The organism is Kitasatospora viridis, assembly GCF_007829815.1.
Taxonomy (GTDB): domain Bacteria; phylum Actinomycetota; class Actinomycetes; order Streptomycetales; family Streptomycetaceae; genus Kitasatospora; species Kitasatospora viridis.
The window spans coordinates 1,951,178-1,973,858 of the sequence record NZ_VIWT01000001.1 but is presented as its reverse complement, the minus strand read 5'-3'; the positions used below and the strand labels follow the sequence as shown (position 1 = coordinate 1,973,858).

The 22,681-nt window shown below is 73.0% G+C and carries 19 protein-coding genes; 12 read left to right on the top strand and 7 right to left on the bottom strand.

Annotated features, from left to right (window positions below):
- Positions 1 to 228: 228 nt before the first annotated feature.
- Both FHX73_RS08705 and FHX73_RS08700 read right to left on the bottom strand, forming a co-directional pair.
- Complete coding sequence (locus FHX73_RS08705; RefSeq protein WP_145904447.1) at positions 229 to 1,371, bottom strand: HAMP domain-containing sensor histidine kinase; 1,143 nt, start codon at positions 1,369 to 1,371, stop codon at positions 229 to 231.
- Between the two features lie 64 nt (positions 1,372 to 1,435).
- Complete coding sequence (locus tag FHX73_RS08700; protein WP_180356578.1) at positions 1,436 to 2,167, bottom strand: response regulator transcription factor; 732 nt, start codon at positions 2,165 to 2,167, stop codon at positions 1,436 to 1,438.
- Positions 2,168 to 2,697: 530 nt separating this feature from the next.
- Here FHX73_RS08700 and FHX73_RS08695 point away from each other — a divergent pair.
- The 3 genes from FHX73_RS08695 (at position 2,698) to FHX73_RS08685 (ending at position 6,701) form a co-directional block, all read left to right on the top strand.
- Complete coding sequence (locus FHX73_RS08695) at positions 2,698 to 3,483, top strand: rhomboid-like protein (RefSeq protein ID WP_145904446.1); 786 nt, start codon at positions 2,698 to 2,700, stop codon at positions 3,481 to 3,483.
- Between the two features lie 122 nt (positions 3,484 to 3,605).
- A complete protein-coding gene (gene lon / locus FHX73_RS08690; RefSeq protein WP_145904445.1) occupies positions 3,606 to 6,014 on the top strand; it encodes an endopeptidase La in 2,409 nt (802 codons plus the stop codon).
- 159 nt (positions 6,015 to 6,173) lie between these two features.
- On the top strand, positions 6,174 to 6,701 hold the full coding sequence (locus FHX73_RS08685; protein ID WP_145904444.1) for a GtrA family protein: 528 nt from the start codon (positions 6,174 to 6,176) through the stop codon (positions 6,699 to 6,701).
- A 4-nt stretch (positions 6,702 to 6,705) separates the two neighbouring features.
- Here the strand turns inward: FHX73_RS08685 and FHX73_RS08680 are convergent, their stop codons facing one another.
- Positions 6,706 to 7,746, bottom strand: a complete 1,041-nt coding sequence (locus tag FHX73_RS08680; RefSeq protein WP_145904443.1) for a DUF3533 domain-containing protein — start codon at positions 7,744 to 7,746, stop codon at positions 6,706 to 6,708.
- Between the two features lie 56 nt (positions 7,747 to 7,802).
- Between FHX73_RS08680 and FHX73_RS08675 the strand changes: the two genes are divergently transcribed.
- Positions 7,803 to 8,396 carry a MarR family winged helix-turn-helix transcriptional regulator gene (locus tag FHX73_RS08675; protein WP_145904442.1) on the top strand — a complete coding sequence of 198 codons (594 nt, stop codon included), beginning with the start codon at positions 7,803 to 7,805 and terminating at the stop codon, positions 8,394 to 8,396.
- 173 nt (positions 8,397 to 8,569) lie between these two features.
- Positions 8,570 to 10,114, top strand: a complete 1,545-nt coding sequence (locus FHX73_RS08670; RefSeq protein ID WP_145904441.1) for an MDR family MFS transporter — start codon at positions 8,570 to 8,572, stop codon at positions 10,112 to 10,114.
- A gap of 77 nt (positions 10,115 to 10,191) precedes the next feature.
- On the opposite strand, the gene FHX73_RS08665 is transcribed toward FHX73_RS08670, so the two are convergent.
- Together FHX73_RS08665 and FHX73_RS08660 are read right to left on the bottom strand one after the other, a co-directional pair.
- Entirely contained in the window at positions 10,192 to 10,425 is a 234-nt protein-coding gene (locus FHX73_RS08665; RefSeq protein WP_145904440.1) for a hypothetical protein, read from the bottom strand.
- Between the two features lie 11 nt (positions 10,426 to 10,436).
- Complete coding sequence (locus tag FHX73_RS08660; RefSeq protein ID WP_145904439.1) at positions 10,437 to 11,615, bottom strand: inorganic phosphate transporter; 1,179 nt, start codon at positions 11,613 to 11,615, stop codon at positions 10,437 to 10,439.
- Between the two features lie 367 nt (positions 11,616 to 11,982).
- Here FHX73_RS08660 and FHX73_RS08655 point away from each other — a divergent pair, with 367 nt between their 5' ends.
- The gene (locus tag FHX73_RS08655) at positions 11,983 to 13,506 is read left to right on the top strand and encodes a C40 family peptidase (RefSeq protein ID WP_246213421.1); all 1,524 of its coding nucleotides are present in this window, start codon (positions 11,983 to 11,985) and stop codon (positions 13,504 to 13,506) included.
- A gap of 52 nt (positions 13,507 to 13,558) precedes the next feature.
- On the opposite strand, the gene FHX73_RS08650 is transcribed toward FHX73_RS08655, so the two are convergent.
- Entirely contained in the window at positions 13,559 to 15,862 is a 2,304-nt protein-coding gene (locus FHX73_RS08650; RefSeq protein WP_145904438.1) for an FdhF/YdeP family oxidoreductase, read from the bottom strand.
- A 90-nt stretch (positions 15,863 to 15,952) separates the two neighbouring features.
- Positions 15,953 to 16,894: an amino acid ABC transporter permease gene (locus tag FHX73_RS08645; protein WP_145904437.1), complete on the bottom strand. Its 942-nt coding sequence runs from the start codon at positions 16,892 to 16,894 to the stop codon at positions 15,953 to 15,955.
- 524 nt (positions 16,895 to 17,418) lie between these two features.
- On the opposite strand from FHX73_RS08645, the gene FHX73_RS08640 reads away from it, so the two are divergent.
- Genes FHX73_RS08640 through FHX73_RS08615 form a run of 6 tightly spaced genes read left to right on the top strand, consistent with a single transcriptional unit; the run spans position 17,419 to position 22,585 of the window.
- Complete coding sequence (locus FHX73_RS08640; protein WP_145904436.1) at positions 17,419 to 18,585, top strand: LLM class flavin-dependent oxidoreductase; 1,167 nt, start codon at positions 17,419 to 17,421, stop codon at positions 18,583 to 18,585.
- Complete coding sequence (locus FHX73_RS08635; RefSeq protein ID WP_145904435.1) at positions 18,582 to 19,073, top strand: GNAT family N-acetyltransferase; 492 nt, start codon at positions 18,582 to 18,584, stop codon at positions 19,071 to 19,073. Before FHX73_RS08640 ends, FHX73_RS08635 begins: the two co-directional genes overlap by 4 nt.
- The gene (locus FHX73_RS08630) at positions 19,070 to 19,990 is read left to right on the top strand and encodes an ABC transporter substrate-binding protein (RefSeq protein ID WP_145904434.1); all 921 of its coding nucleotides are present in this window, start codon (positions 19,070 to 19,072) and stop codon (positions 19,988 to 19,990) included. Before FHX73_RS08635 ends, FHX73_RS08630 begins: the two co-directional genes overlap by 4 nt.
- Positions 19,990 to 20,859, top strand: coding sequence for an amino acid ABC transporter permease (locus FHX73_RS08625; protein WP_145904433.1), 870 nt, complete (start codon positions 19,990 to 19,992; stop codon positions 20,857 to 20,859). The genes FHX73_RS08630 and FHX73_RS08625 overlap by 1 nt, the downstream gene beginning before the upstream one ends.
- On the top strand, positions 20,856 to 21,620 hold the full coding sequence (locus FHX73_RS08620) for an amino acid ABC transporter ATP-binding protein (RefSeq protein ID WP_145904432.1): 765 nt from the start codon (positions 20,856 to 20,858) through the stop codon (positions 21,618 to 21,620). Before FHX73_RS08625 ends, FHX73_RS08620 begins: the two co-directional genes overlap by 4 nt.
- Positions 21,621 to 21,631: 11 nt before the next feature.
- Positions 21,632 to 22,585 carry an ABC transporter substrate-binding protein gene (locus FHX73_RS08615; protein ID WP_145904431.1) on the top strand — a complete coding sequence of 318 codons (954 nt, stop codon included), beginning with the start codon at positions 21,632 to 21,634 and terminating at the stop codon, positions 22,583 to 22,585.
- Positions 22,586 to 22,681 lie beyond the last annotated feature (96 nt).

Here is a 22,681-nt window from a genome sequence, read left to right as displayed (position 1 = left end):
GGGAAACGCGCAGCGCTTCGTGGGGGATGAATCGTCATCAAACCGGACAGAACACCACGGTATTGGCCGGGTGCGATCAGTCATTGGCTGTCGATCACCGAGATGTCGCAATTGTGTGACAAGCCTGGCCGGGGTGGACAGTGCGTGTCCCGGATGTGTCGGACCCCACAGTGGACAGGCCCCCGGGAGGCGTTCCCGGGGGCCCGTGCGCGGGTCGTCGCGGTGCGCTCAGAGCGGGCGCGGCACCGGCGCGGCGTCGCCCGGCAGCGCCACCTGGATCAGACAGCCCTGGGTGCCGTCCGCCACCGCGATCCGACCGCCGTGCAGGTCCACCGCCCAGCGCGCGATCGCCAGGCCGAGCCCGGTGCCGCCGTCGCTGCCGGGACCGGAGGCGGTCGCGGTGCCGGAGCGGCTGAACCGGTCGAAGACCCGGGTGCGGTCCTGGGCCGGGATCCCCGGCCCCTGGTCCTCCACCTCCAGCAGCAGCGCCCGCAGCCCCTCGCCCGCCCGGGCCCGGACGGTGACCAGCCCGTCGGCGGGGGAGTGCTTGCAGGCGTTGTCCACCAGGTTCGCCACCACCTGGTGCAGCCGCTCCGGGTCGGCCACCGCGGTCAGCGCGGCCGGCTGCACGTCCAGGCTCAGCCGCACGTCGCCCCGGCGGCTCCAGGCGCCGCCGGCCGTCGCGCCGTCCACGGTCAGGCCGCGCAGCACGCCGGCCAGGAACGGCTCCACCTCGAACTCGCGGGCGTCCAGGGGCACCACGCCGTCGTCCAGCTTGGACAGGTCGAGCAGGTGGGTGACCAGCCGGCCGAGCCGCTCGGTCTGCTCCAGCGCGGCGCCCAGGGTGGCGGAGTCCGGGGGCACCACCCCGTCCACCATGTTCTCCAGCACCGCCTGCAGCGCCGCGATCGGCGTGCGCAGTTCGTGCGAGACGTTGGCCACCAGCTCGCGGCGGTGCCGGTCGGCGGCCTCCAGGTCGGCGGCCATCCGGTTGAAGGTGGCCGCCAGCTCGCCGATCTCGTCCCGCGAGGGGGCCTTGACCCGGCGGCTGTAGTCGCCGCCGGCCATCGCCCGGGCGGCCGCCGTCATCTCGCGCAGCGGCGCCGTCAGGGTGTGCGCCAGGATCTGCATGAAGAGCAGCGAGGCGATCATCGAGAAGACCAGGATCACCCGCACCTGGGTCTCGGACCGGATCGCGATCACCATCAGGCCGGTGGCGATCGCCACCGCGATGATGACCAGCAGACCCAGCTTGCCCTTGATGGAGCGGACCGGGTCCAGCGGTCTGACCGCGGCCCACACCCGCGCGGCGAACCGGCCGGTGCGGCCGAGCCGCGCGGGCGGGTCGACCTCGGTGTTGCTGCTCGTCATCTGTGCCCGGCTCCCGTGCCGGCGGCCACGGCCTGCGGGCCGGTCCGGCCCGCTCGTGCCGCCGTCACCCGACCGGGGCTTCCAGCGCGTAGCCCACACCGTGCACCGTGCGGATCCAGGTCGCGCCGATCTTGCGCCGCAGCGCCTTCACGTGGCTGTCCACCGTCCGGGTGCCGGAGGCGTCGGTCCAGTCCCAGACCTCGGCCAGCAGCTGCTCGCGGGTGAGCACCGCGCGCGGCTGGGCGGCCAGGCAGGCCAGCAGGTCGAACTCGGTCGGGGTCAGGTGCACGTCGCCCGAGCCGAGCCGGACGCGGCGCTGCACGTGGTCGATCTCCAGTTCGCCGAACCGCAGGCTGCCCAGCGCGGGAGTGCGGGCCGCCTGCTGGGCCCGCTCGACCCGGCGCAGCAGCACGTTGACCCGGGCCGCCAGCTCGCGCATCGAGAACGGCTTCGTCATGTAGTCGTCGGCGCCCACGCCGAGGCCGACCAGCAGGTCGGTCTCGTCGTCCCGGGCGGTGAGCATCAGCACCGGCACCGGGCGCTGCGCCTGGATCCGGCGGCACACTTCGAGGCCGTCGAAGCCGGGCAGCATGATGTCGAGCACCACCAGGTCGGGCTGCCAGGTGTGGAACCCGTCCACCGCGCCGGGGCCGTCGTGCGCGACGGCCACCTTGAAGCCCTCCGCGCCCAACCGGGCCGCGATCGACTCGGCGATGGTGGGCTCGTCCTCCACCACCAGGACGCGTCGTTGTGCGATCACACCGCTCGTACCGGTGTCCTGTTGAATTTCTGTCACGGTCACGCCACCGCCCCCAGGGCCTGCGGGCCGCCATCTGTGGGAGTGGCGGGCACCGCTCGTAGTCTTGTTCCGTCGTTTACATCCGTGCCGGTCGAGATCGCCCCGGGCTCCGCCGACCCGGTCGGACGGCGGCTGCTGGGCCGCCTTCCGACATGCACTCACACCGCAGCGTACGGACCTCGGGCGAACCCCGACAGGCGGACCCGAGGAATTTCGGGTCAGCCGGTCGTGCGCACGCCCCGGGACCGGCACGGGGCGCTACCTTACCCGTCCATGTCGCACCACCGTAACGGTGTGTATGCGCTGACGTGCGGCCGCCCCCAGCAGCCAGGATGGATCGGGCGTTGGTCTGGACCAACTGCTGAACTGCCGTAACGGGCAAGACGGGTGCTTCCTCAGACGGCTCTCAGACCCGACGCCTACCGTGGACGAAACCGGTCAGTGATGGCACGGTGTGCACGCGGAGCGAGCGTGCCGCCGAGACGGACCCACCGGGTCCGGCGGGGGCGGTACGGGACGGAGGCGGAATGGCTGAGGCATCCGGAGCCCCCGGGTCGCACGGCCCGCGGGCGCCCTACGCCGGGCTGCGGCACGGCCTGCGCTCGGGCCCGCTGGAGTGGGTGCTGGACCGGGTGCCCACGCCCCGGCGCAACCCCTTCGCGCTGCTCTACCTCGCACTGCTCGCGGGCACCACGCTGTTCGCCCGGTTCGGCGACCCGGCGCTGGTCAGGCAGCTGCAGACGATGTCCAGCACCGACGGCCACCACCTGCTGCACACGCCCCTGCGCTCGCTGGTGATGAGCGGCATGTGGGTGGCCGGGCCGGTCTGGATGCCCTACCTGTGGGGCTTCGCCTTCACCGTCGCGCCACTGGAGCGCAAGGTCGGCTGGCGCCGGGCGGTGCTCGTCTTCTGGTCCGGCCACGTGATCGGCACGCTGCTCTCGCAGGGCGTGGTGGCGATCGCGGTGGCCACCGGCCACGAGCCGGTGAGCATGCTGGACGAGCTCGACATCGGGGTCAGCTACGGCGTGCTGGCCAGCCTCGGCGCGCTGGCCGGGCTGTTCCGCTGGCCCGGGCGGCTGCTCGTGCTGGCCGGCGGGGTGCTGCTGATCGTGCACCAGATCCAGACCGACCAGGACCTGGTCACCGCGGTCGGGCACCCGACCGCGCTGCTGGTCGGGGTGGCGCTCTGGGGAGTGGTGCGGCGGCCGCCGCGCAGCCGGTCGGGCGACCGGCTGCGGGTGCCCCGGTTCAGCAAGGCGGCACCCAAGCCGGCGGCCCAGCAGGCGACCGGGTCGGCCGCCGCCGGGTGATCGCCCAGTCCGGCTGATCGCTCATGGCAGCTGATCGCTCAGGGCGAACAGGGCGGGGGGAACATCCCGCCTCCGCCAAGCCTTAGTCAGTGCGACTCAAGTTCACTGACTGGGGAGAGATCATGGCATCGACGTCCGCTTCGCTCACCCTGCCCGTGCTGCCCCTCGACGACGAGGTGGTGCTGCCCGGCATGGTGGTGCCGCTGGACCTCAAGGACACCGAGGTGCGGGCCGCCGTCGAGGCCGCCCGGGCCGCCGCGCGGGCCTCGGTGGACGGCGGCAAGCCGCAGGTGCTGCTGGTGCCGCGGCTCGACGGTTCGTACGCGGCGGCCGGCACCCTGGCCACCGTCGAGCAGGTCGGCCGGCTGGCCGACGGGGAGCCGGCCGCGCTGGTCCGGGCCGTCCGCCGGGTGCGGATCGGCGCCGGCACCACCGGACCGGGCGCCGCGCTCTGGGTGGAGACCACGCCGTTCAAGGAGTCCTCGGTCGGCGTGCCGGTGGCCGGCCGGGCCGCCGAGCTGGTCAAGGAGTACAAGGCGGTCTCCACCGAGTGGCTGCGCAAGCGCGGCGCCTGGCAGATCGTCGACCGGGTGGCCCAGATCGAGGGCGTCGGCGAGCTCGCCGACAACATCGGCTACGCGCCCTTCGCCACCGCCGAGCAGAAGCTCAAGGTGCTGCTGGAGGCCGACCAGGTGGCCCGGCTGGAGTTCGCCCTGCAGCTGCTCAGGGACCACCTCGCCGAGGAGGAGGTCAACGACACCATCCGCAAGGACGTCGAGGAGGGCGTCGCCAAGCAGCAGAAGGAGTTCCTGCTCCGCCGCCAGCTGGAGGCGGTGCGCAAGGAGCTGGCCGAGCTGAACGGCGAGGCCGTCGACGAGGAGGGCGACTACCGCGCCCGGGTGGAGGCCGCCGACCTGCCCGAGAAGGTCCGCGAGGCCGCGCTCAAGGAGGTCGACAAGCTGGAGCGCAGCTCCGACCAGTCGCCCGAGGGCTCGTGGATCCGCACCTGGCTGGACACCGTGCTGGAACTGCCCTGGAACACCCGCAGCGAGGACGCCTACGACGTCGCCGGCGCCCGCGCCGTGCTGGACGCCGACCACGCCGGCCTCGCCGACGTGAAGGACCGGATCGTCGAGTACCTGGCCGTGCGCAAGCGGCGGGCCGACCAGGGGCTGAGCCTGGTCGGCGGGCGCCGGGGAGGCGCGGTGCTGGCGCTGGTCGGCCCGCCCGGGGTGGGCAAGACCTCGCTCGGCGAGAGCGTGGCCCGCGCGATGGGCCGCGACTTCGTGCGGGTCGCGCTCGGCGGCGTCCGGGACGAGGCGGAGATCCGCGGCCACCGGCGCACCTACGTCGGCGCGCTGCCCGGCCGGATCGTGCGGGCCGTCAAGGAGGCCGGCTCGATGAACCCGGTCGTGCTGCTGGACGAGATCGACAAGGTCGGCTCGGACTACCGCGGCGACCCGGCGGCGGCCCTGCTGGAGGTGCTGGACCCGGCGCAGAACCACACCTTCCGGGACCACTACCTGGAGGTCGAGCTGGACCTGTCCGACGTGGTCTTCCTGGCCACCGCCAACGTGCTGGAGGCCATCCCGGAGCCGCTGCTCGACCGGATGGAGCTGGTGCGCCTCGACGGCTACACCGAGGACGAGAAGGTCGTCATCGCCCGCGACCACCTGCTGCCCCGGCAGCTGGAGCGGTCCGGGCTGACCGCGGCGGACGTGGTGGTCGGCGAGGACGCGCTGCGCAAGCTGGCCGCCGAGTACACCCGGGAGGCCGGCGTGCGGAACCTGGAGCGCTCGGTGGCCCGGATCCTGCGCAAGGTGGCCGCGCAGAGCGAGCTCGGCGAGCGCGAGCTGCCCGCCGCGATCGGCGCGGCGGACCTGCGCGGCCTGATCGGCCGGCCGCACCACACCCCGGAGGCGGCCCAGGAGCCCACCGAGCGCCGCACCGCGGTGCCCGGCGTGGCCACCGGGCTGGCGGTCACCGGCGCGGGCGGCGACGTCCTCTACATCGAGGCCTCGCTGGCCGACGCGGAGACCGGCTCCACCGGGCTGACCCTGACCGGCCAGCTGGGCGACGTGATGAAGGAGTCCGCGCACATCGCGCTCTCCTACCTGCGCTCGCGCGGCGCCGAGCTGGAGCTGCCGGTGACCGGGCTGCGGGAGCGCGGGATCCACCTGCACGTCCCGGCGGGCGCGGTGCCCAAGGACGGTCCGAGCGCCGGCATCACCATGACCACGGCGCTGGCCTCGCTGCTCTCCGGCCGCAAGGTGCGCACCGACGTGGCGATGACCGGCGAGGTCTCGCTGACCGGCCGGGTGCTGCCGATCGGCGGGGTCAAGCAGAAGCTGCTCGCCGCCGACCGGGCCGGGATCACCACGGTGGTCATCCCCAAGCGGAACGAGGCCGACCTGGACGACGTCCCGGCCGAGGTGCTGGAGCGCCTGACCGTCCACCCGGTCGCCGACGTCCGCGAGGTGCTGGCGCTGGCCCTGGAGCCGGCGGCGGTGCTGGTGGGCGCGGCGGCCTGACGAGCGGTCCGGTCCCGGGGTGCCGACCGGCGCCCCGGGACCCGGGTCGACCGGGCCGCCGCACTACCACATTCAGACCCCTACCACCCGTACCGCCGCGGCGCGGCGGGGCGGGGAGTCGGGTCACGGTGCCCCGGGTTCCTGTGCGACACTGCGCCAATGCCATCGCGTACACAGAAAGCCCTGGCCAAGGTGCCGGGGCCGCTGCGACCCATCCTCGTGCAGCACCGCAGCCTGGTGAAGTTCCTCGTGGTCGGTGGCACGTGTTTCGTGCTGACCATGATCATCAACTATGCGCTCAAGTACACCGTCTGCCAGAACAAGCCGGTGGTCGCGCTGACCATCGGCACCGCCGCCGCGACGGTGGTGTCCTACCTGTGGAACCGCGCGTGGTCGTTCCGCTCCGAGGGCAGCCACAAGGAGGCGATCCCGTTCATCGTGGTCAGCGCGATCGCGGTGGGCGTGAACGACCTCCCGCTGATGGTCAGCCGCTACGTCTTCAACCTGCGCGAGCCCAGCGTGACCCACTTCACCCAGGAGGTCGCCGACTTCGTCAGCGGCATGATCCTGGGCACCCTGGTCGCGATGGCCTTCCGCTACTGGGCGATGAAGAAGTGGGTCTTCACCAACACCCGCTCCACCGACGCCGAGGGCGACCGGAGCGAGCCGCCGGCCCGGGTGGGCTGACGGTTCACCCGGCGCTGTCCGCCGGAGCGGCCGGCACCGGCATCCGGCCGCTCCGCGGGCGCAGGCTCACCGCGAGCAGGGCCACGGCCACCCCGGCCACCGCCCAGGCGGAGAGCACCAGCAGCGGCGCGGTGAGGTTCGTGCCGCCGAAGTAGGCGATCGAGCGGGCCGCGTCGGTGCCCGCGCCGTTCGGCAGCCAGCCGCCGATCGCCCGCCAGAACGGCGGCAGCAGCGGCGGCGGGTAGACGCCGCCCGCGCTCGGGTTGCCGAGCACCACGAAGAGCAGCACCGCGAGTCCGATGCCGACGATGTCGAAGAGGCACTGCAGCGCCATGGTCACCGCGCCGACCGCGAAGACGACCAGGCTGCCCACGCCCCAGAGCCCGGCGGTGCTGCCGGGCAGCGCGCCCAGCACCGGCCCGACGATCACCGCCCCGCCGAGTCCGGCGGCGAGCGAGTAGAGCGCCAGCACCCCGGTGCGGATCACCGCCCGGTCGCGGTTGGCGGGCCGCGAGCCGGCGCTGATGCCGAGGATCGAGGCGACCAGGTAGCCGCCGACGCACCAGCCGATCACCAGGTAGAAGGCGGACAGCCCCTTGGCGTCCCCGGCGGCCAGCGGCACCACGTCGCGCACCTGCACGGTGCGGCCCTGGCTCTGCTCCAGCGCGGTCACGATGGTCTGGGCGGCGACCGAGGCGGCGGGCCCGCGGGCGTCGGCGACCAGCAGCACGTCCTGGGTGCCGGCCGGGTCGAAGAGCAGCGCCGCGTAGATCTTCTGGTCCTTGATCCGGGCCTCGGCGTCGGCTGCGGAGGCGACCGGCACGGGCTCGACCGCGTCGTTCGGCACCTGCCGCAGCGCGCCGATCAGCTGTGGCTGCACCTGGGCCGGCGCGGCCACCCCGATGGAGAGCCGGTGCGGCGTCGGGTGGTGCAGCGCGCCGACGTACGAGACGACGAAGCCGAGTTGGAGCAGCAGGGTGGCGATCACCATGGCGGCGGCCCGTCCGGTGACCGCGTCCTTCAGTTCGCCGACGAATCCTGGCATCTGATGCCCCCTTGGACGGATGAGTGGAAAACGGGAGTAACCGGACACTTCATAACATGAATGGTTTCCGGATCGGCTCTCCCGCGCCGAGCGGGGTCCGTGGCGGCCTGGTGGATACTGTTCGCGCGCCGGGGGCCGGCGCCTTGGCGGCGAACCGGACGGTGGGCGTGGACGATCGGCTGACGCAGCGGCAGGAGGCGGCTTTCCGCGAGGTCGAGCGCGAGGTGGCGGTGATGTTCCGGCGCGGCCGGGCCCGGTCGGCGGAGATGTCCCGGCTGGTCCACCCGCAGCTGGAGGGCATGGCCTACTCGCTGCTGGCCCACCTGGCCGAGGCCGGCCAGGTCCGGGTGACCGACGTGGGCTGCCACTTCGGCGTCGGGAAGGCCACCATCAGCCGCCAGATCAAGGCGCTGGAGGAGCTCGGCCTGGTCTCCCGCGAGCCGGACCCGCTGGACGGCCGGGCCTCGCTGGTCTCGCTCACCGAGGACGGTGCGAGCCGCTACGCCCGTGCGCACGAGGCCCGGCTGGCCTCCTTCCGGGAGATGCTGTGCAGCTGGGACCCGGCGGACCTGAGCCGGTTCGGCCGGCTGCTGGCCCGGTTCAACGAGTCGGTCGCGGCGGCGCCTGCTCCGGTGGCCCCCGAGGGCTGACGCCCGTTCCGGAGCCAGGTGGTCGCGGGGGTGTGACGGGAAGAAGGTTGCCTAGGTCAACTAATCTTCATATAGTTGCCTAAGGCAACGATTCTCTTCCCGTCGACCACCGGAGGGCCGCCCCCATGACACCCGCAGCAGGTGTGCGCCGAGCCGCGCACGAGGACCGCCCGATGACCCACCGGGAGGTGCTCGAAGCCCTCTCCGGGCTGCTCATCGGCCTGTTCGTGGCGGTCCTCTCCTCGACCATCGTCTCCAACGCGCTGCCGACGATCCTCAACGACCTGCACGGCGGCGAGTCCGCCTACACCTGGGTGATCACCGCCGCGCTGCTCTCGCTCACCGCCACCACCCCGATCTGGGGCAAGCTCTCCGACCTGGTGAGCAAGAAGCTGCTGGTGCAGATCGCCCTGGTGATGTACATCGTCTCCTCGGGCCTGGCCGGCCTCTCGCAGAACACCGGCGAGCTGATCGCCTGCCGGGTGCTCCAAGGCGTCGGCGCCGGCGGCGTGGTGGCGCTGGGTCAGATCTGCCTGGCGGCGATGGTCCCGCCGCGCGAGCGCGGCCGGTACAGCGGGTACTTCGGCGCGGTCTTCGCGCTCGCCACCATCGGCGGACCGCTGATCGGCGGGGTCATCGTGGACACCTCCTGGCTGGGCTGGCGCTGGTGCTTCTACGTCGGCATCCCGTTCTCGCTGATCGCCATCGTGGTGCTGCAGCGCACCCTGCACCTGCCGGTGGTCAAGCGCGCCGCGAAGATCGACTACCGTGGCGCGGTCCTGGTCGCCGCCTCGGTCAGCCTGCTGATGGTCTGGGTCACGCTGGCCGGCAAGGACTACGCCTGGGCCTCCTGGCAGACCGCGGCGATGGTCGGCGGCGGGCTGCTGCTCGCGGTGCTCTTCGTGCTGGCCGAGCGCCGGGCCGCCGAGCCGGTGATCCCGCTCTCCTTGTTCCGGTACCGCACGGTGAGCCTGGCGGCGGTGGCCAGCGCCCTGGTCGGCATCGGGATGTACGGCACCACCACCTTCCTCGGCCAGTACTTCCAGCTGGCCAAGGGCAAGACCCCGACGATGGCCGGCGTGCTCACCCTGCCGATGATCCTGGGTCTGGCCGTCTCCTCCGCGGTGGCCGGCCGGCTGATCACCCGCTACGGCAAGTGGAAGCGCTTCCTGGTGGCCGGCACCTTCCTGCTCGCGGTCGGCCTCGCGCTGCTCGGCACGGCCCGGGCCGACACCGGCTACGGCCCGCTGGCGGTCTACATGGCCCTCACCGGCATCGGCCTCGGCCTGACCTCGCAGAACCTGGTGCTCGCGGTGCAGAACACGGTCTCCGCCAAGGAGCTGGGCACTGCCAGCTCGGCGGTCACCTTCTTCCGCACCATGGGCGGCGCGATGGGCGTCTCGGCGCTCGGTGCGCTGCTCGGCAACCGGGTCAGCCACTTCCTGGCGCAGAACCTGGCGCACGCCCACCTGCCGGTGCCGGCCGGGGCGCTGGGCGGCGGCGAGCTGCCCGATCTGCACACCCTGCCCGCGCCGCTGGTGCCGCTGGTCACCGACGCGTTCGGGCACGGCGTCGGCACCGTCTTCCTGGTCGCCGCGCCGGCCGCCGCGGTGGCCTTCCTGGTGGTGCTGTTCATCCGCGAGGTGCCGCTGCGGGCCCGGGCGGCGGCCGAGCCGCAGCCCCAGCCGCAGGCGCAGGCGGCCGCCGAGCGGGTCTGAGCCCCCTCGGGCGGACGCGGAAGGGCCGCGTGGTGGATGGTCCACCACGCGGCCCTTCCGCGTCCGCTGAGCGTCGGTCAGCCGGCGAGCATGCTGATCCCGTAGCCGACCGCCGCCGCGCAGGCGGCGAAGCAGAGGCCGGCGCCGGCCAGTGCCGCGGTGGCCTTGGCGCCGCCCGGGGCGCCGCCGGCCGTGGCGGCCTCCCGGCGGGCGAGGGCCAGGACGCCCAGCGAGAAGGCGGCGACCACGCCGACGGTGACCAGGAAGCTGAACGCAGCGGTGCTGCCCAGCGCGTTCCAGTTGATGTGCACGGCGGTCCTCCTCAGGCGGCGACGGTGGTGGTGGCGGGGGACGGTGCGGCCTGGCCGGGCGTCGGGGCGACCTCGACCTCGACCGGGGTGACCTCGGTGACGTTGTCCGCGGTGACCGGGGAGCGGCGGGAGATCAGCCACATCGCGCCGGAGCCGAGCACCAGCGCGGCACCGACCAGCGCCACGCCCCAGGTGCCCTGGTCGGCGACGAAGGCGGCGGCACCGGAGACCACCGCGGCGGCCGGCAGGGTCAGCGCCCAGGAGGCGACCATCCGGCGGGCCATGCTCCAGCGCACGTTGCCGTTCGGGCCGCCGAGGCCGGCGCCCATCACGCCGCCGCCGACCACCTGGGTGGTGGACAGGCCGTAGCCCATGTGCGAGGAGGTCAGGATGACGGCCGCGGTGGCGGTCTCGGAGGCCAGGCCCTGCGGCGGGCGGACCTCGGTCAGGCCCTTGCCCAGGCTGCGGATGATCCGCCAGCCGCCCATGTAGGTGCCCAGCGCCATGGCGGCGCCGGCGCTGACGATCACCCAGGTGGGGGGCATCGCGTGCTTGGGCAGTGCGCCGGCCGAGATCAGGGCCAGGGTGATGATGCCCATGGTCTTCTGGCCGTCGCTGGTGCCGTGGGCGAGCGAGACGAGCGAGGAGGAGGCGATCTGGCCCTTGCGGAAGACCTTCTCGCTGTTCTTCTCGCCGGCCTTGCGGGTGATCAGGTAGGCGGCCTTGGTGGCGCCCCAGGCGGCCAGGCCGGCCACCAGGGGGGAGGCGACCGCCGGGATCAGGATCTTGGTGACCACGGTGCTGAAGTTCACCGCGTGCAGTCCGGCGCCGACCACGGTGGCGCCGATCAGGCCGCCGTACAGCGCGTGCGAGGAGCTGGAGGGCAGGCCGCGCAGCCAGGTGAGCAGGTTCCAGAGGATCGCTCCGGCCAGTGCCGCGAAGATCACCGACGGGTGCAGGCCGGCCTTCTCGTTGACGATGCCGCCGGAGATGGTGCTCGCGACCTTCACGGAGAGGAAGGCGCCGGCGAAGTTGAGGACTGCGGAGATGGTGACGGCGACCTTGGGTCGCAGCGCGCCGGTGGCGATGGACGTGGCCATCGCGTTGGCGGTGTCGTGGAAGCCGTTGGTGAAGTCGAAGGCGAGCGCCGTGACGATCACCACCGCCACCAGGAACGTGATGTGTTCCATGAACCAAACAATCGTCGTAGGTGTCGGGCTGACGTGGGTTGTTCAGCTGTCGTCAGCCGCGACCGTAGGGAGGCCGGGTGAACGGAAGGTTAACTAGTGCGGGCTTCACAGGGCTGTTCGTGTCCGATATCTTGCCTCCTGGCATACAGCTCATGACGAAGACCCTCCTGACCTGGCCGAATGTCGGGAAAATTCCGATTGACGGCAGTTTGCTGAGATCTGCGTCACGGGGTGAGGAGTGCCTGAGAATTCATCAGGTCTTCCGATGCGCCCTGCCGCTACCGGACACCCGCATGGCAGGATCTGGCGGGGGGTTCGCAGCCGGCGGGCCACCGGAAAACGGGGCCGAGGGGGGCCGATGCGCGCCGTGACACATGAGCATCTGACGGGATCGAAGCCGTGGCTGAGAGCCGCGCTGCGCTGCGGAGCAGTGCTCGCGGTCGCCGCGCTGGCGCTGCCGGCCGCCGGGGGAGCGGCCTTCGCCGCGCCGACGCCCGGCGCCGACCCGTCGGCCACCGCCACGGCCGTGCCCGGTGCGCCCGGTGCGCCGGGCGATCCGCTGGCCGCCGCCGAGGCCACCCTGGGCCCGCTGCTGGACCGGATCCACCAGCTCTACCAGAACGCCGAGGCGGCCACCGAGCAGTACAACACCACGGCCCAGCAGCTCTCGGACAAGCAGAACGCGGTCAACGCGGCCGACGCCAAGCTCGCCCAGCAGCAGCAACTGGTGGACGCCGGCCTGGACGTGGCCGCCGAGCTGGCCGCCGACCAGTACCAGAACGGCAACCTGTCCGCCTACGGCCAGCTGCTGCTCACCAACGACCCCTACCAGGCCGTCCACATGGGCGAGCTGCTGGCCGCCGCCGGCCGCTCGCAGGCCGCCTTCATCGCCCAGCTGAAGACCGAGCAGAGCCAGCTCCAGCAGCTCAAGTCGCAGTCCGCGGGAGCGCTCTCCGACACCCAGGCGCTGCTCGCCCAGCAGGACCAGAACAAGACCGAGATCGCCCGCCAGCTGGCCACCGTGGAGCAGCTGGTCTCCGGTCTGACCGGGGCTCAGCAGACCGAGCTGGCCCAGCTGGAGCAGCAGCAGGCCGACGACGCGCAGAAGGCCCTGCTGGCCTCCGGCGTGCTCGGCCAGGGCGAGCGCACCCCGTCCGCGGCCGGGCGGCAGGCGGTGGCCTTCGCGCTGGCCCAGCTCGGCAAGCCGTACGTCTGGGGCGCGATCGGCCCGGACTCCTACGACTGCTCCGGCCTGACCTCGCAGGCCTGGCTGCACGCCGGGGTGCAGATCCCGCGGACCAGCCAGGACCAGTGGGCCGGGCTGCAGCACATTCCGCTGAACCAGCTGCGCCCCGGCGACCTGGTGCTCTACTACGCCACCGCCGAGCACGTCGCGATGTACATCGGCGGCGGCTTCGTGGTGCAGGCCCCGCACACCGGCGCGGTGGTCCGGGTCTCGCCGATCGGCATGGCGCCGATCCTCGGCGCGGTCCGGCCGGACCCGCAGGCCGCGGCCGACGACGCGGGCGGCGCCTGGAAGGTGCCGGACGCGGTGAAGAACGCCGACGTGCTCACCCCGGTCGCGCCGGGCCTGGCCGCCCAGCCGGGCCTGCCCGCGGCGCCCCCGCTGCCGGCGGTCGGCCCGATCGTGCCGGTCACCCCGCCGGCGCCGACGGTGGGTCCGCCGACCCCGTCGGGTCCGCCCACGACCAACCCCTCGGGCTCGGGCTCGCCGAGCGGCTCGCCGTCCGGCACCGGCTCGCCGTCCGCGACCGGCAGTCCGTCGGCCAGCTCCACGGGTTCGCCGAGCGGCTCGCCGTCCGGTACGGGCTCGCCGTCGGCCACCGGCAGTCCGTCGGCGAGCGGCACCGGGTCGCCGACGGCCGGTTGACCGCCCGCCGGCCGTCGGTCCGTCAGTCCACGGCTCGTCAGCTTTCGGTCCGTCAGTCCCGCTCGGGGCCGGCTCCGATCCCGGAGTCGGCCTCGAAGCGCACCACCACGGCCTTGGAGGTCGGGGTGTTGCTGATGTCGGCGGTGGAGTCCAGCGGCACCAGCACGTTGGTCTCCGGGTAGTAGGCCGCCGCCCCGCCGCGGGCCACCGGGTAGTGCACCACCCGGAAGTGCGGGGCGCGCCGCTCCACCCCGTCGGTCCACTCGCTCACCAGGTCCACGTACCCGCCCTCGGTCAGGCCGAGCTCGGCCGCGTCGGCCGGGTTCACCAGCACCACCCGGCGGCCGCCCTTGATGCCGCGGTAGCGGTCGTCGAGGCCGTAGACGGTGGTGTTGTACTGGTCGTGCGAGCGCAGGGTCTGCAGCAGCAGCCGGCCGGGCGGCACCTCGGGCGCGGTCTGCGGGTTGACGGTGAAGTTGGCCTTGCCGGTCGCGGTGGGGAAGGTGCGGCTGTCCCGCGGGCCGTGCGGCAGGGCGAAGCCGCCGGGGGCGCGGACCCGGGCGTTGAAGTCGGCGAAGCCCGGCACCACCCGGGCGATCCGGTCCCGGATCAGGTCGTAGTCGGCCGCGAACTCCTCCCAGGGCAGCGGGTCGGCCTCGCCGAGCACGGCCCGGGCCAGCCGGCAGACGATCGCCGTCTCGGAGAGCAGCCCGGGCGCGGGCGGGCGCAGCCGGCCCTGCGAGGAGTGCACCAGGCCCATCGAGTCCTCGACGGTGACGAACTGGTCGCCGCGCTCGGTGCGGTCGCGGTCGGTGCGTCCCAGGGTGGGCAGGATCAGCGCCCGGGCGCCGGTCACCACGTGCGAGCGGTTGAGCTTGGTGGAGACGTGCACGGTGAGCGCGCAGCGGCGCATCGCGGCCTCGGTGACCAGGGTGTCCGGGGTGGCGGCGACGAAGTTGCCGCCCATCGCGAAGAACACCTTGACCCGGCCGTCCCGCATCGCCCGGATGGTGTCCACCGCGTCGAAGCCGTGGTGGCGCGGCGGCTCGAAGGCGAACTCCCCGGCCAGCGCGTCGAGGAAGGACTCGGCGGGCCGCTCGAAGATGCCCATGGTGCGGTCGCCCTGCACGTTGCTGTGCCCGCGCACCGGGCAGACGCCGGCCCCGGGGCGGCCCACGTTGCCGCGCAGCAGCAGGAAGTTGACCACCTCGCGGATGGTCGGCACCGAGTGCTTGTGCTGGGTCAGGCCCATCGCCCAGCAGACGATCACCTTGCGGGAGCGCAGTACCAGTTCGGCCAGCTGCTCGATCTGCTCCCAGGGCAGGCCGGTGGCGGCCAGCACCTCCTGACGGTCGGTCAGTTCGGCCTCGGCGGCGAACTCGGCGAAGCCGTGGCAGTGCTCGGCGACGAACGCCTCGTCGACCCCGCCCTCGGCGCGCAGGATCAGCTGGTTGAGCGCCCGGAACAGCGCCAGGTCGCCGCCGAGCCGGATCTGCAGGAACAGGTCGGTCAGCTTGGTGCCGTTGCCGACCAGCCCGCGCGCGTTCTGCGGGTTCTTGAACCGCTCCAGGCCGGCCTCCGGCAGCGGGTTGACGCTGACGACGGTGGCGCCCGCCCGCTTGGCCCGCTCCAGCGCGGAGAGCATCCGGGGGTGGTTGGTGCCCGGGTTCTGGCCGGCCACGATGATCAGGTCGGCCTGGTAGAGGTCCTTCAGGCTGACGCTGCCCTTGCCCACGCCCAGGGTCTCCACCAGGGCCGAGCCCGAGGACTCGTGGCACATGTTGGAGCAGTCCGGCAGGTTGTTGGTGCCGAGCTTGCGGGCGAACAACTGGTAGGCGAAGGCGGCCTCGTTGCTGGTGCGGCCGGAGGTGTAGAAGGCGGCGCCGTCCGGGGTGTCCAGGGCCCGCAGCTCCTCGGCGACGATCTCGAAGGCCCGTTCCCAGGACACCGGGGCGTAGTGGGTGGCGCCCTCCGCCAGCAGCATCGGCTCGGTGAGCCGGCCCTGCTGGCCCAGCCAGTAGCCGGACCGCTCGGCCAGCTCGGCCACCGGGTGGGCGGCGAAGAACTCGGCGGTGATCCGGCGCTCGGTGGCCTCCTCGGCCACCGCCTTGGCGCCGTTCTCGCAGAACTCGGCGGTGTGCGGCTTGTCCGGCTCGGGCCAGGCGCAGCCCGGGCAGTCGAAGCCGCCCTGCTGGTTCACCTTGAGCAGGGTGGAGACGGCCCGGGCGGTGCCCATCTGCTCCCTGGCCATCCGCAGGCTGTGCCCGATCGCGGGCAGCCCGGCCGCCGCGTGCTTGGGGGCGCCGACCGCCGGGGCGTCCTGCGCCGGATCGGTCGACGGGGCCTGCTTGGCCATGGCTGTACTCCTCGTCGTGGACTCAGGGCCGCGCCGTCGACAACCCTGCCCGCCATCCTTTCACCCGCCCCCGCGGGGCGGCAGCCCTGCTCAGCGGGCGTCCACCCGGGTCCGCAGGCCGGCCAGCGCCGTCCGGGCGCGCTGCACCGGGGTGGGCGGCAGCGCGCCCCGGCCGGCGCCCCGGGCGAACCGCCGCTCCAGGTAGTACTGGCCGATCGAGAGCAGCGTGGTGAGCACCAGGTACCAGAGCGTGGCGACCAGCAGCAGCGGGATCACCTGGTAGGTCTGGTTGTAGATCAACTGGACCGAGTAGAGCAGGTCCTGGACGGCCAGCACGCTGACGATCGAGGTGGAGCGGAGCAGCCCGATCAGCATGTTCCCGGCGGTCGGCACGATCGAGCGCATCGCCTGCGGCAGCACGATCCGGCGCAGCACCCGCCACCGGCCCAGCCCGAGCGACTGGGCGGCCTCCAACTGCCCCTGGTCCACCGAGAGCAGCCCGCCGCGCACCACCTCGGCGGCGAACGCGGCCTCCAGCAGCGTCAGTCCGACCACCGAGGTGAGCAGCGGCCCGAACAGGTTGACGGTGCGGACGCTGAACGGGCCGAAGCCGAGCTCGGGGTAGAGCGCGCCGATGTTGAACCAGAGCAGCAGCTGGACCAGCGGCGGGATCGACCGGAACAGCCAGACGTAGCCCCAACTGAGGCTGCGCAGCAGCAGGTTGCCCCAGATCCGGGCGGCCGCCAGCAGGGTGCCGAGGGCGAAGCCGAGGGCGGTGGTGGCGGCGGTGAGCCACAGGGTCAGGGTCAGTCCGTGCAGCACCGCGTCGGTGGTGAAGTAGTCGCCGACCACGCCCCACTGGAAGCGCGGGTTGCGCAGCACCGAGGCGGCGAGCGCGCCGAGCAGCAGCAGGACCAGCGCGGAGCCGATCCACTGGCCGGGGCGGCGGCGCCGGACGATCGGCAGGTCGGCCGGGGAGGGGCGGGCGGCGGGCGGACCGGTGGCGGTGAGGACCTCGGGCGGGGTGGCCATGGGGCGGGCTCCAGTGGCAGGTGGGATGGCGGACCCACGGGCCGGACCTCACGCGGCCGCGTCCCTCAACGCGGCGGCACTGCTCTCGCTCCGTCGGCGATCGAATCAGCCGGGGTCGGCGGATGTCAAGGGTGGGTGGGTGGTTGACGGATTCCCTTGTTCGCTGCTCAACTTGACGCCATGAACGCCGTGCAGCCCCTGGTCACCCGCGACCACATCGACTTCGGTCGAGTGTGGTCGGCGGCCTGTCCGGGCTGATCCGGCAGCGGGCCGTCCGATCGGCCCCCCTCCACTCGGAGACTCCTCCCTCGGTGCCCCGTCGCGGGCCGAGGCCTGCTGTCGCCCCCGCATGAGCCCTGCCGGCCCCTGTGCCGCCGCCCGCCTGCCGGCCGACCCGCCGCCTCGCCTCCGCCTGCTCCAACTCTCCCCGCCCGCACGGTAGTCGCCCTGCCCCGCCGTCGTCCCCGCGCCCCCGGCGCCGGGGCCGGCCGGGCTGCGCCGCCGTAGAGAAGGAAGCCACCGCCATGCCCGTCGAGTTCCTCGGCATCGCCGCCACCAATGACGGCTCGGAGACCACCAGCCGTTCCACCGCCGCCTTCGACCGCGACTACACCCTGCGGCTCGGCCGGGCGCACGAGGACCACGGCTGGGACCGGGTGCTCTTCGCCTACGGCGCGGGCGCCCCCGATCCGGCGCCCGCCGCCGCCTTCCTCGCCTCGCACCTGACGCGGCTGCAGATCCTGCTGGCGCACCGGCCCAACGTCTCCTACCCGACCTACGCGGCGAAGACCTTCGCCACCCTGGACCGGATCAGCCAGGGCCGCCTGACGGTGCACTTCATCACCGGCGGCAACGACCACGAGCAGCAGCGCGAGGGCGACTTCCTGACCAAGGACCAGCGCTACGACCGCACCCGGGAGTACATCGGGATCGTCAAGCGGGCCTGGACCAGCAAGGAGCCGTTCGACCACGAGGGCGAGTACTACCGGTTCAACGACTTCGTCTCCGACGTCTTCCCGGTGCAACAGCCGCGCCCCGGGGTCTCGTTCGGCGGCTCCTCGGAGGCGGCGTACGCGGCCGGCGGGGCGCAGGCGGACGTCTACTGCCTGTGGGGCGAACCGCTGGCCGAGACCGCCGCGCAGATCGAGCGGGTCCGGCAGGCCGCGCTGGCCGCCGGCCGGACCACCGCGCCGCGGATCCAGGTGGCGTTCCGGCCGATCATCGCGCCGACCGAGGAACTCGCCTGGGAGAAGGCCCGCGCCACCGTGGGCCTGATCAACGCCCGCAAGGCGGCCGGCGAGTCGATCGGCCGCCGGGGGAGCGACGCCGAGGCGCCGCAGAACGCCGGCTCGCAGCGCCTGCTGCGGATCGCCGAGGCCGGCGAGCGCTACGACCGGGCGCTGTGGACCCCGACCGCCGCCGCCACCGGCGGCGCGGGCAACTCCAACGCCCTGGTCGGCACCCCGGAGACGGTGGCCGAGGCGCTGCTCGACTACTACGACCTGGGCGTGGACATCCTCTCCGCCCGCGGCTACCACCTGCTGGACGACGCCATCGACTTCGGCCGCCAGGTGATCCCGCTGGTCCGCGCGGAGGTGGCCCGGCGGGACGCCGAGCGGGCCCGCTCGCAGGAGGCCGAGCGGCTGCGCCGGGAGCGCGACCGGCAGCAGCTGATCGCGTTCCAGTCGTGAGCGTCCTGACGTTCCGTCAAGTCGCCATCGACGACGCCCTGGCCGAGCCGCTGGTCCGCGAGCTGACCGCGGAGTACGTCAGCAGGTACGGGCCCGACGGGCACCGGGAGATGAGCCGCTTCCCGTCCGTCGACTTCGCCCCGCCCACCGGCCTGCTGATCCTGCTGCTGGCCGACGGCGCCCCGGTGGCCGGCGGTGCCTACCGCCGGTACGACCCGGACACCGCCGAGATCAAGCGCATGTGGACGCACTCCGCGCACCGCCGCCGGGGCCACGCCCGGCTGGTGCTGGCCGAGTTGGAGCGCCGCGCGGGCGCGGCCGGCTACTGGCGGATCCACCTGACCACCGGCCCCCGCCAGCCCGAGGCCCAGGCGCTCTACCTGGCGGCCGGCTACACCCCGCAGTTCGACCCCGAGCAGCCGCCGAACGGCCCGCTGGCCTTCGCGAAGCGGCTGACCACCGACCCCGGAGAGGCACGAACCCCGTGAGACCCCTCAAGACCCTGGCCGCAGCCCTGCTCCCGGTGCTGGCCCTGACCGCCTGCGGGTCCCAGGCCTCCCCGGTGAAGCCGGCCCAGGGCGTGGACCCCGGCCGCGACGTGGTCTCCCAGGAGAAGAAGGTGGACGCGATCGCCGCGCTGCTGCCGCCGCAGGTGCGGGCCGCCGGCAGCATCAAGGTGGGGGCGAGCTTCGGCACCCCGCCGAGCGCCTACTACCCGGACCCGGGCAGCAAGAAGCCGGCCGGCCTGGACATCGACCTCACCGACGCGGTGGCCAAGGTGCTGGGCCTGACGGTGCAGCGCGAGGACGCCGCCTTCGACACCATCCTGCCCGCCCTGGGCAGCGGCAAGTACGACGTCGGCACCGGCAACTTCGGCGTCACCACCGCCCGGCTGCAGACCATCGACTTCGTCACCTACATCGACGACGGCCAGGGCTTCGCGGTGAAGAAGGACGACACGGCGCTGTCCGCCGTCACCGACCTCACCCAGCTCTGCGGCCTGACCATCGGCACCGGCAGCGGCACCACCTTCGAGGCCACCCTGAACGCGAAGAAGCAGGTCTGCGCGGCGGCCGGCAAGAAGCCGTACACGGTGCAGTCCTACTCGGACAACGGCGCCGTGCTCACCGGCCTCCAGCAGGGCCGGATCGACGTGGAGATGTCCACCATCAACGGCCTGCGCTTCCAGGCCGCCCAGCCCGGCTCCGGCACCAAGTTCCTCGGCGAGTACCACCGGCTCGACGTCGGCTTCGCGTTCAAGAAGGGCACCCCGCTGGCGCCCGCCTTCCAGGCCGCCGTCAACCAGCTGATCAAGGACGGCACCTACCAGCGGATCCTGGACAAGTGGGGCACGGCCGGCTCGGCGATCGCGCAGTCCGAGGTCTCCCCGCCGGAACACGCCTGATGGCCACCGCGGAGAAGACGGCCGTCCTGGCGCCCGAGGACCCGGCCGGGCTGCGGGTGGTGCCCGCCCGGCACCCCTGGCGCTGGCTGGCCGGGGCCGCCGCGCTGCTGGTCAGCGCGCAGTTCCTGCACGGGCTGGTGGTCAACCCCGGCTGGGACTGGGGCACCTTCGCCCGCTACCTGACCGCCCCGACCATCCTGCGGGCGGTCGGCACCACCCTCGAACTCACCGCCTGGGGAACGGTGCTGGGCTTCGCGCTCGGCGCGCTGGTGGCGCTGCTGCGGCTCAGCGGCAGCCGGATCCTGGCCGGGCTGGCGTGGACCTACACCTGGGTCTTCCGGTCGATCCCGCTGATCGTCCAGCTGGTGTTCTGGTTCAACCTCTCCTACCTCTACCAACACCTGGCGCTGGGCGTGCCGTTCGGGCCCGAGCTGTGGAGCCTGCGGACCATCGACCTGCTCAGCGCGCAGGGCGCCGCGGTGCTGGGCCTGGCGCTCTACCAGAGCGCCTACGCCGCCGAGGTGGTGCGGGCCGGGGTGATCGCCGTCGACCCCGGCCAGCTCCAGGCCGCGGCCGCGCTGGGCATCCCGAGGGTCCGTCAGATCCGCCGGATCGTGCTGCCGCAGGCGATGCGCTCGATCCTGCCGAACGCCGCCAACCAGGTGATCGCACTGCTCAAGAGCACCTCGGTGGTCTACGTGATGGCGATCGGCGAACTCTTCTACCAGGTGCAGGTGGTCTACGGGCGCACCGGCCGGGTGGTGCCGCTGCTGATGGTGGCCACCGTCTGGTACGTGCTGCTCACCACCGTGCTCTCGGTCCTGCAGTACTACGTGGAACGGCACTTCAGCCGAAGGGGCAAGGCATGAGCGGGGCGACGATCGAAGTCCGGGGCCTGCACAAGAGCTTCGGCGACCACGAGGTGCTGCGCGGGGTGGACCTGACCGTGCCGGCCGGCACGGTGACCGTGGTGCTCGGCCCGTCCGGGTCCGGCAAGTCCACCCTGCTGCGCCTGATCAACCACCTGGAGAAGCCGGCCCGCGGCGTGGTCAGCATCGACGGCGAGCTGATCGGCTACCGCCGGTCCGGCGACAGGCTGCACGAGCTGCGCGAGCGCGAGGTGCTGCGCCAGCGCACCCGGATCGGCTTCGTCTTCCAGAACTTCAACCTCTTCCCGCACCTCACCGTGCTGGAGAACCTGGTCGAGGCGCCGGTCAGCGCGCTCGGCCGGCCCCGGGCGGCGGTGCGCGAACTGGCCCTGGAGCTGCTCGGCCGGGTCGGCCTGGCGGACAAGGCCGACGAGTACCCGCGCCGGCTCTCGGGCGGCCAGCAGCAGCGGGTGGCGATCGCCCGGGCGCTCGCGCTGGAGCCGAAGGTGCTGCTCTTCGACGAGCCGACCTCGGCGCTCGACCCCGAACTGGTCGGCGAAGTGCTGGACGTGATCAAGGACTTGGCCCGCGCCGGCAGCACCATGGTGGTGGTCACCCACGAGATCGGCTTCGCCCGCGAGGTGGCCGACACGGTGGTCTTCATGGACGGCGGCGTGGTGGTCGAACAGGGCCCGCCCGAGCAGGTGCTGGACCGCCCCGAACACCCGCGCACCCGCGCCTTCCTGGCCAAAGTGCTGTGAGAGGAGACCTCATGAGTCGTCGTCTGCTGGCAACCGCCCTGACCGTCACGGTGCTGGCGGGCTGCGCCAGTGCCACCGCCGAGCCCGGTGCCGACAAGTCGTCGACCAGCGCCCAGGGCTTCAACCTGACGCCCGATCAGCACCGGGTCACCACCCCGGAGGTGGCCGCGATCGCGGCCCTGCTGCCGAAGGAGGTGCGCGACCGGGGCACCCTGGAGGTGGTCGACTCGCTCGGCACCGTCCCGCCGCTGGTCTTCGCCGCCACCGACGACAAGACGGTCATCGGCGTCGAGCCGGACATCGCCTACCTGGTCGCCGACGTGCTCGGCCTCAAGCCCGAGTTCCACCCGGAGAGCTGGGAGAACGTCTTCGTCGGCCTGGACAGCGGCAAGTACGACGTCGGGTTCACCAACATCACGGTGACCGAGGCCCGCAAGCAGAAGTACGACTTCGCCACCTACCGGCTGGACAACCTCGCCTTCGAGGCGAAGAAGGGCGCCGGCTGGCGGGTCACCGGCCCCGCGGACGTGGCCGGGCGCACCATCGGCGTCTCCTCCGGCACCAACCAGGAGAAGCTGCTGCTGGACTGGAGCGAACAGGACGTCAAGGCCGGCCGCAAGCCGGTGGACGTGAAGTACTACCAGAACTCCTCCGACTACTACCTGGCGCTCGGCTCGGGCCGGATCGACGCCTGGCTCGGCCCCAACCCGACCAGCGCCTTCCACGCCGCGCAGAGCGGGCAGACCGAGGTGGTCGGCACCGTCTCGGGCGCCGGCGAGCAGCTCCAGGGCAAGATCGCCGCCACCGTGAAGAAGGGCAACCCGCTGATCACCGCCGTCCAGGCGGCGCTGAACGAGGTGATCCACAACGGCAGTTACCGCCAGGTGCTGGACCGCTGGGGGCTCGGGAACGAGGCGGTGGCCGCCTCCGAGCTCGACCCGCCGGGGCTGCCCGACACCCCGTGACACCGGGTGCCGAAACCTGCCTTGCCAAGTGGCCCGCGATGACTGACGATATCGCTGGCGCGGCAGGCCCACGGGACGGCTCCGCGCGCCGGGCGG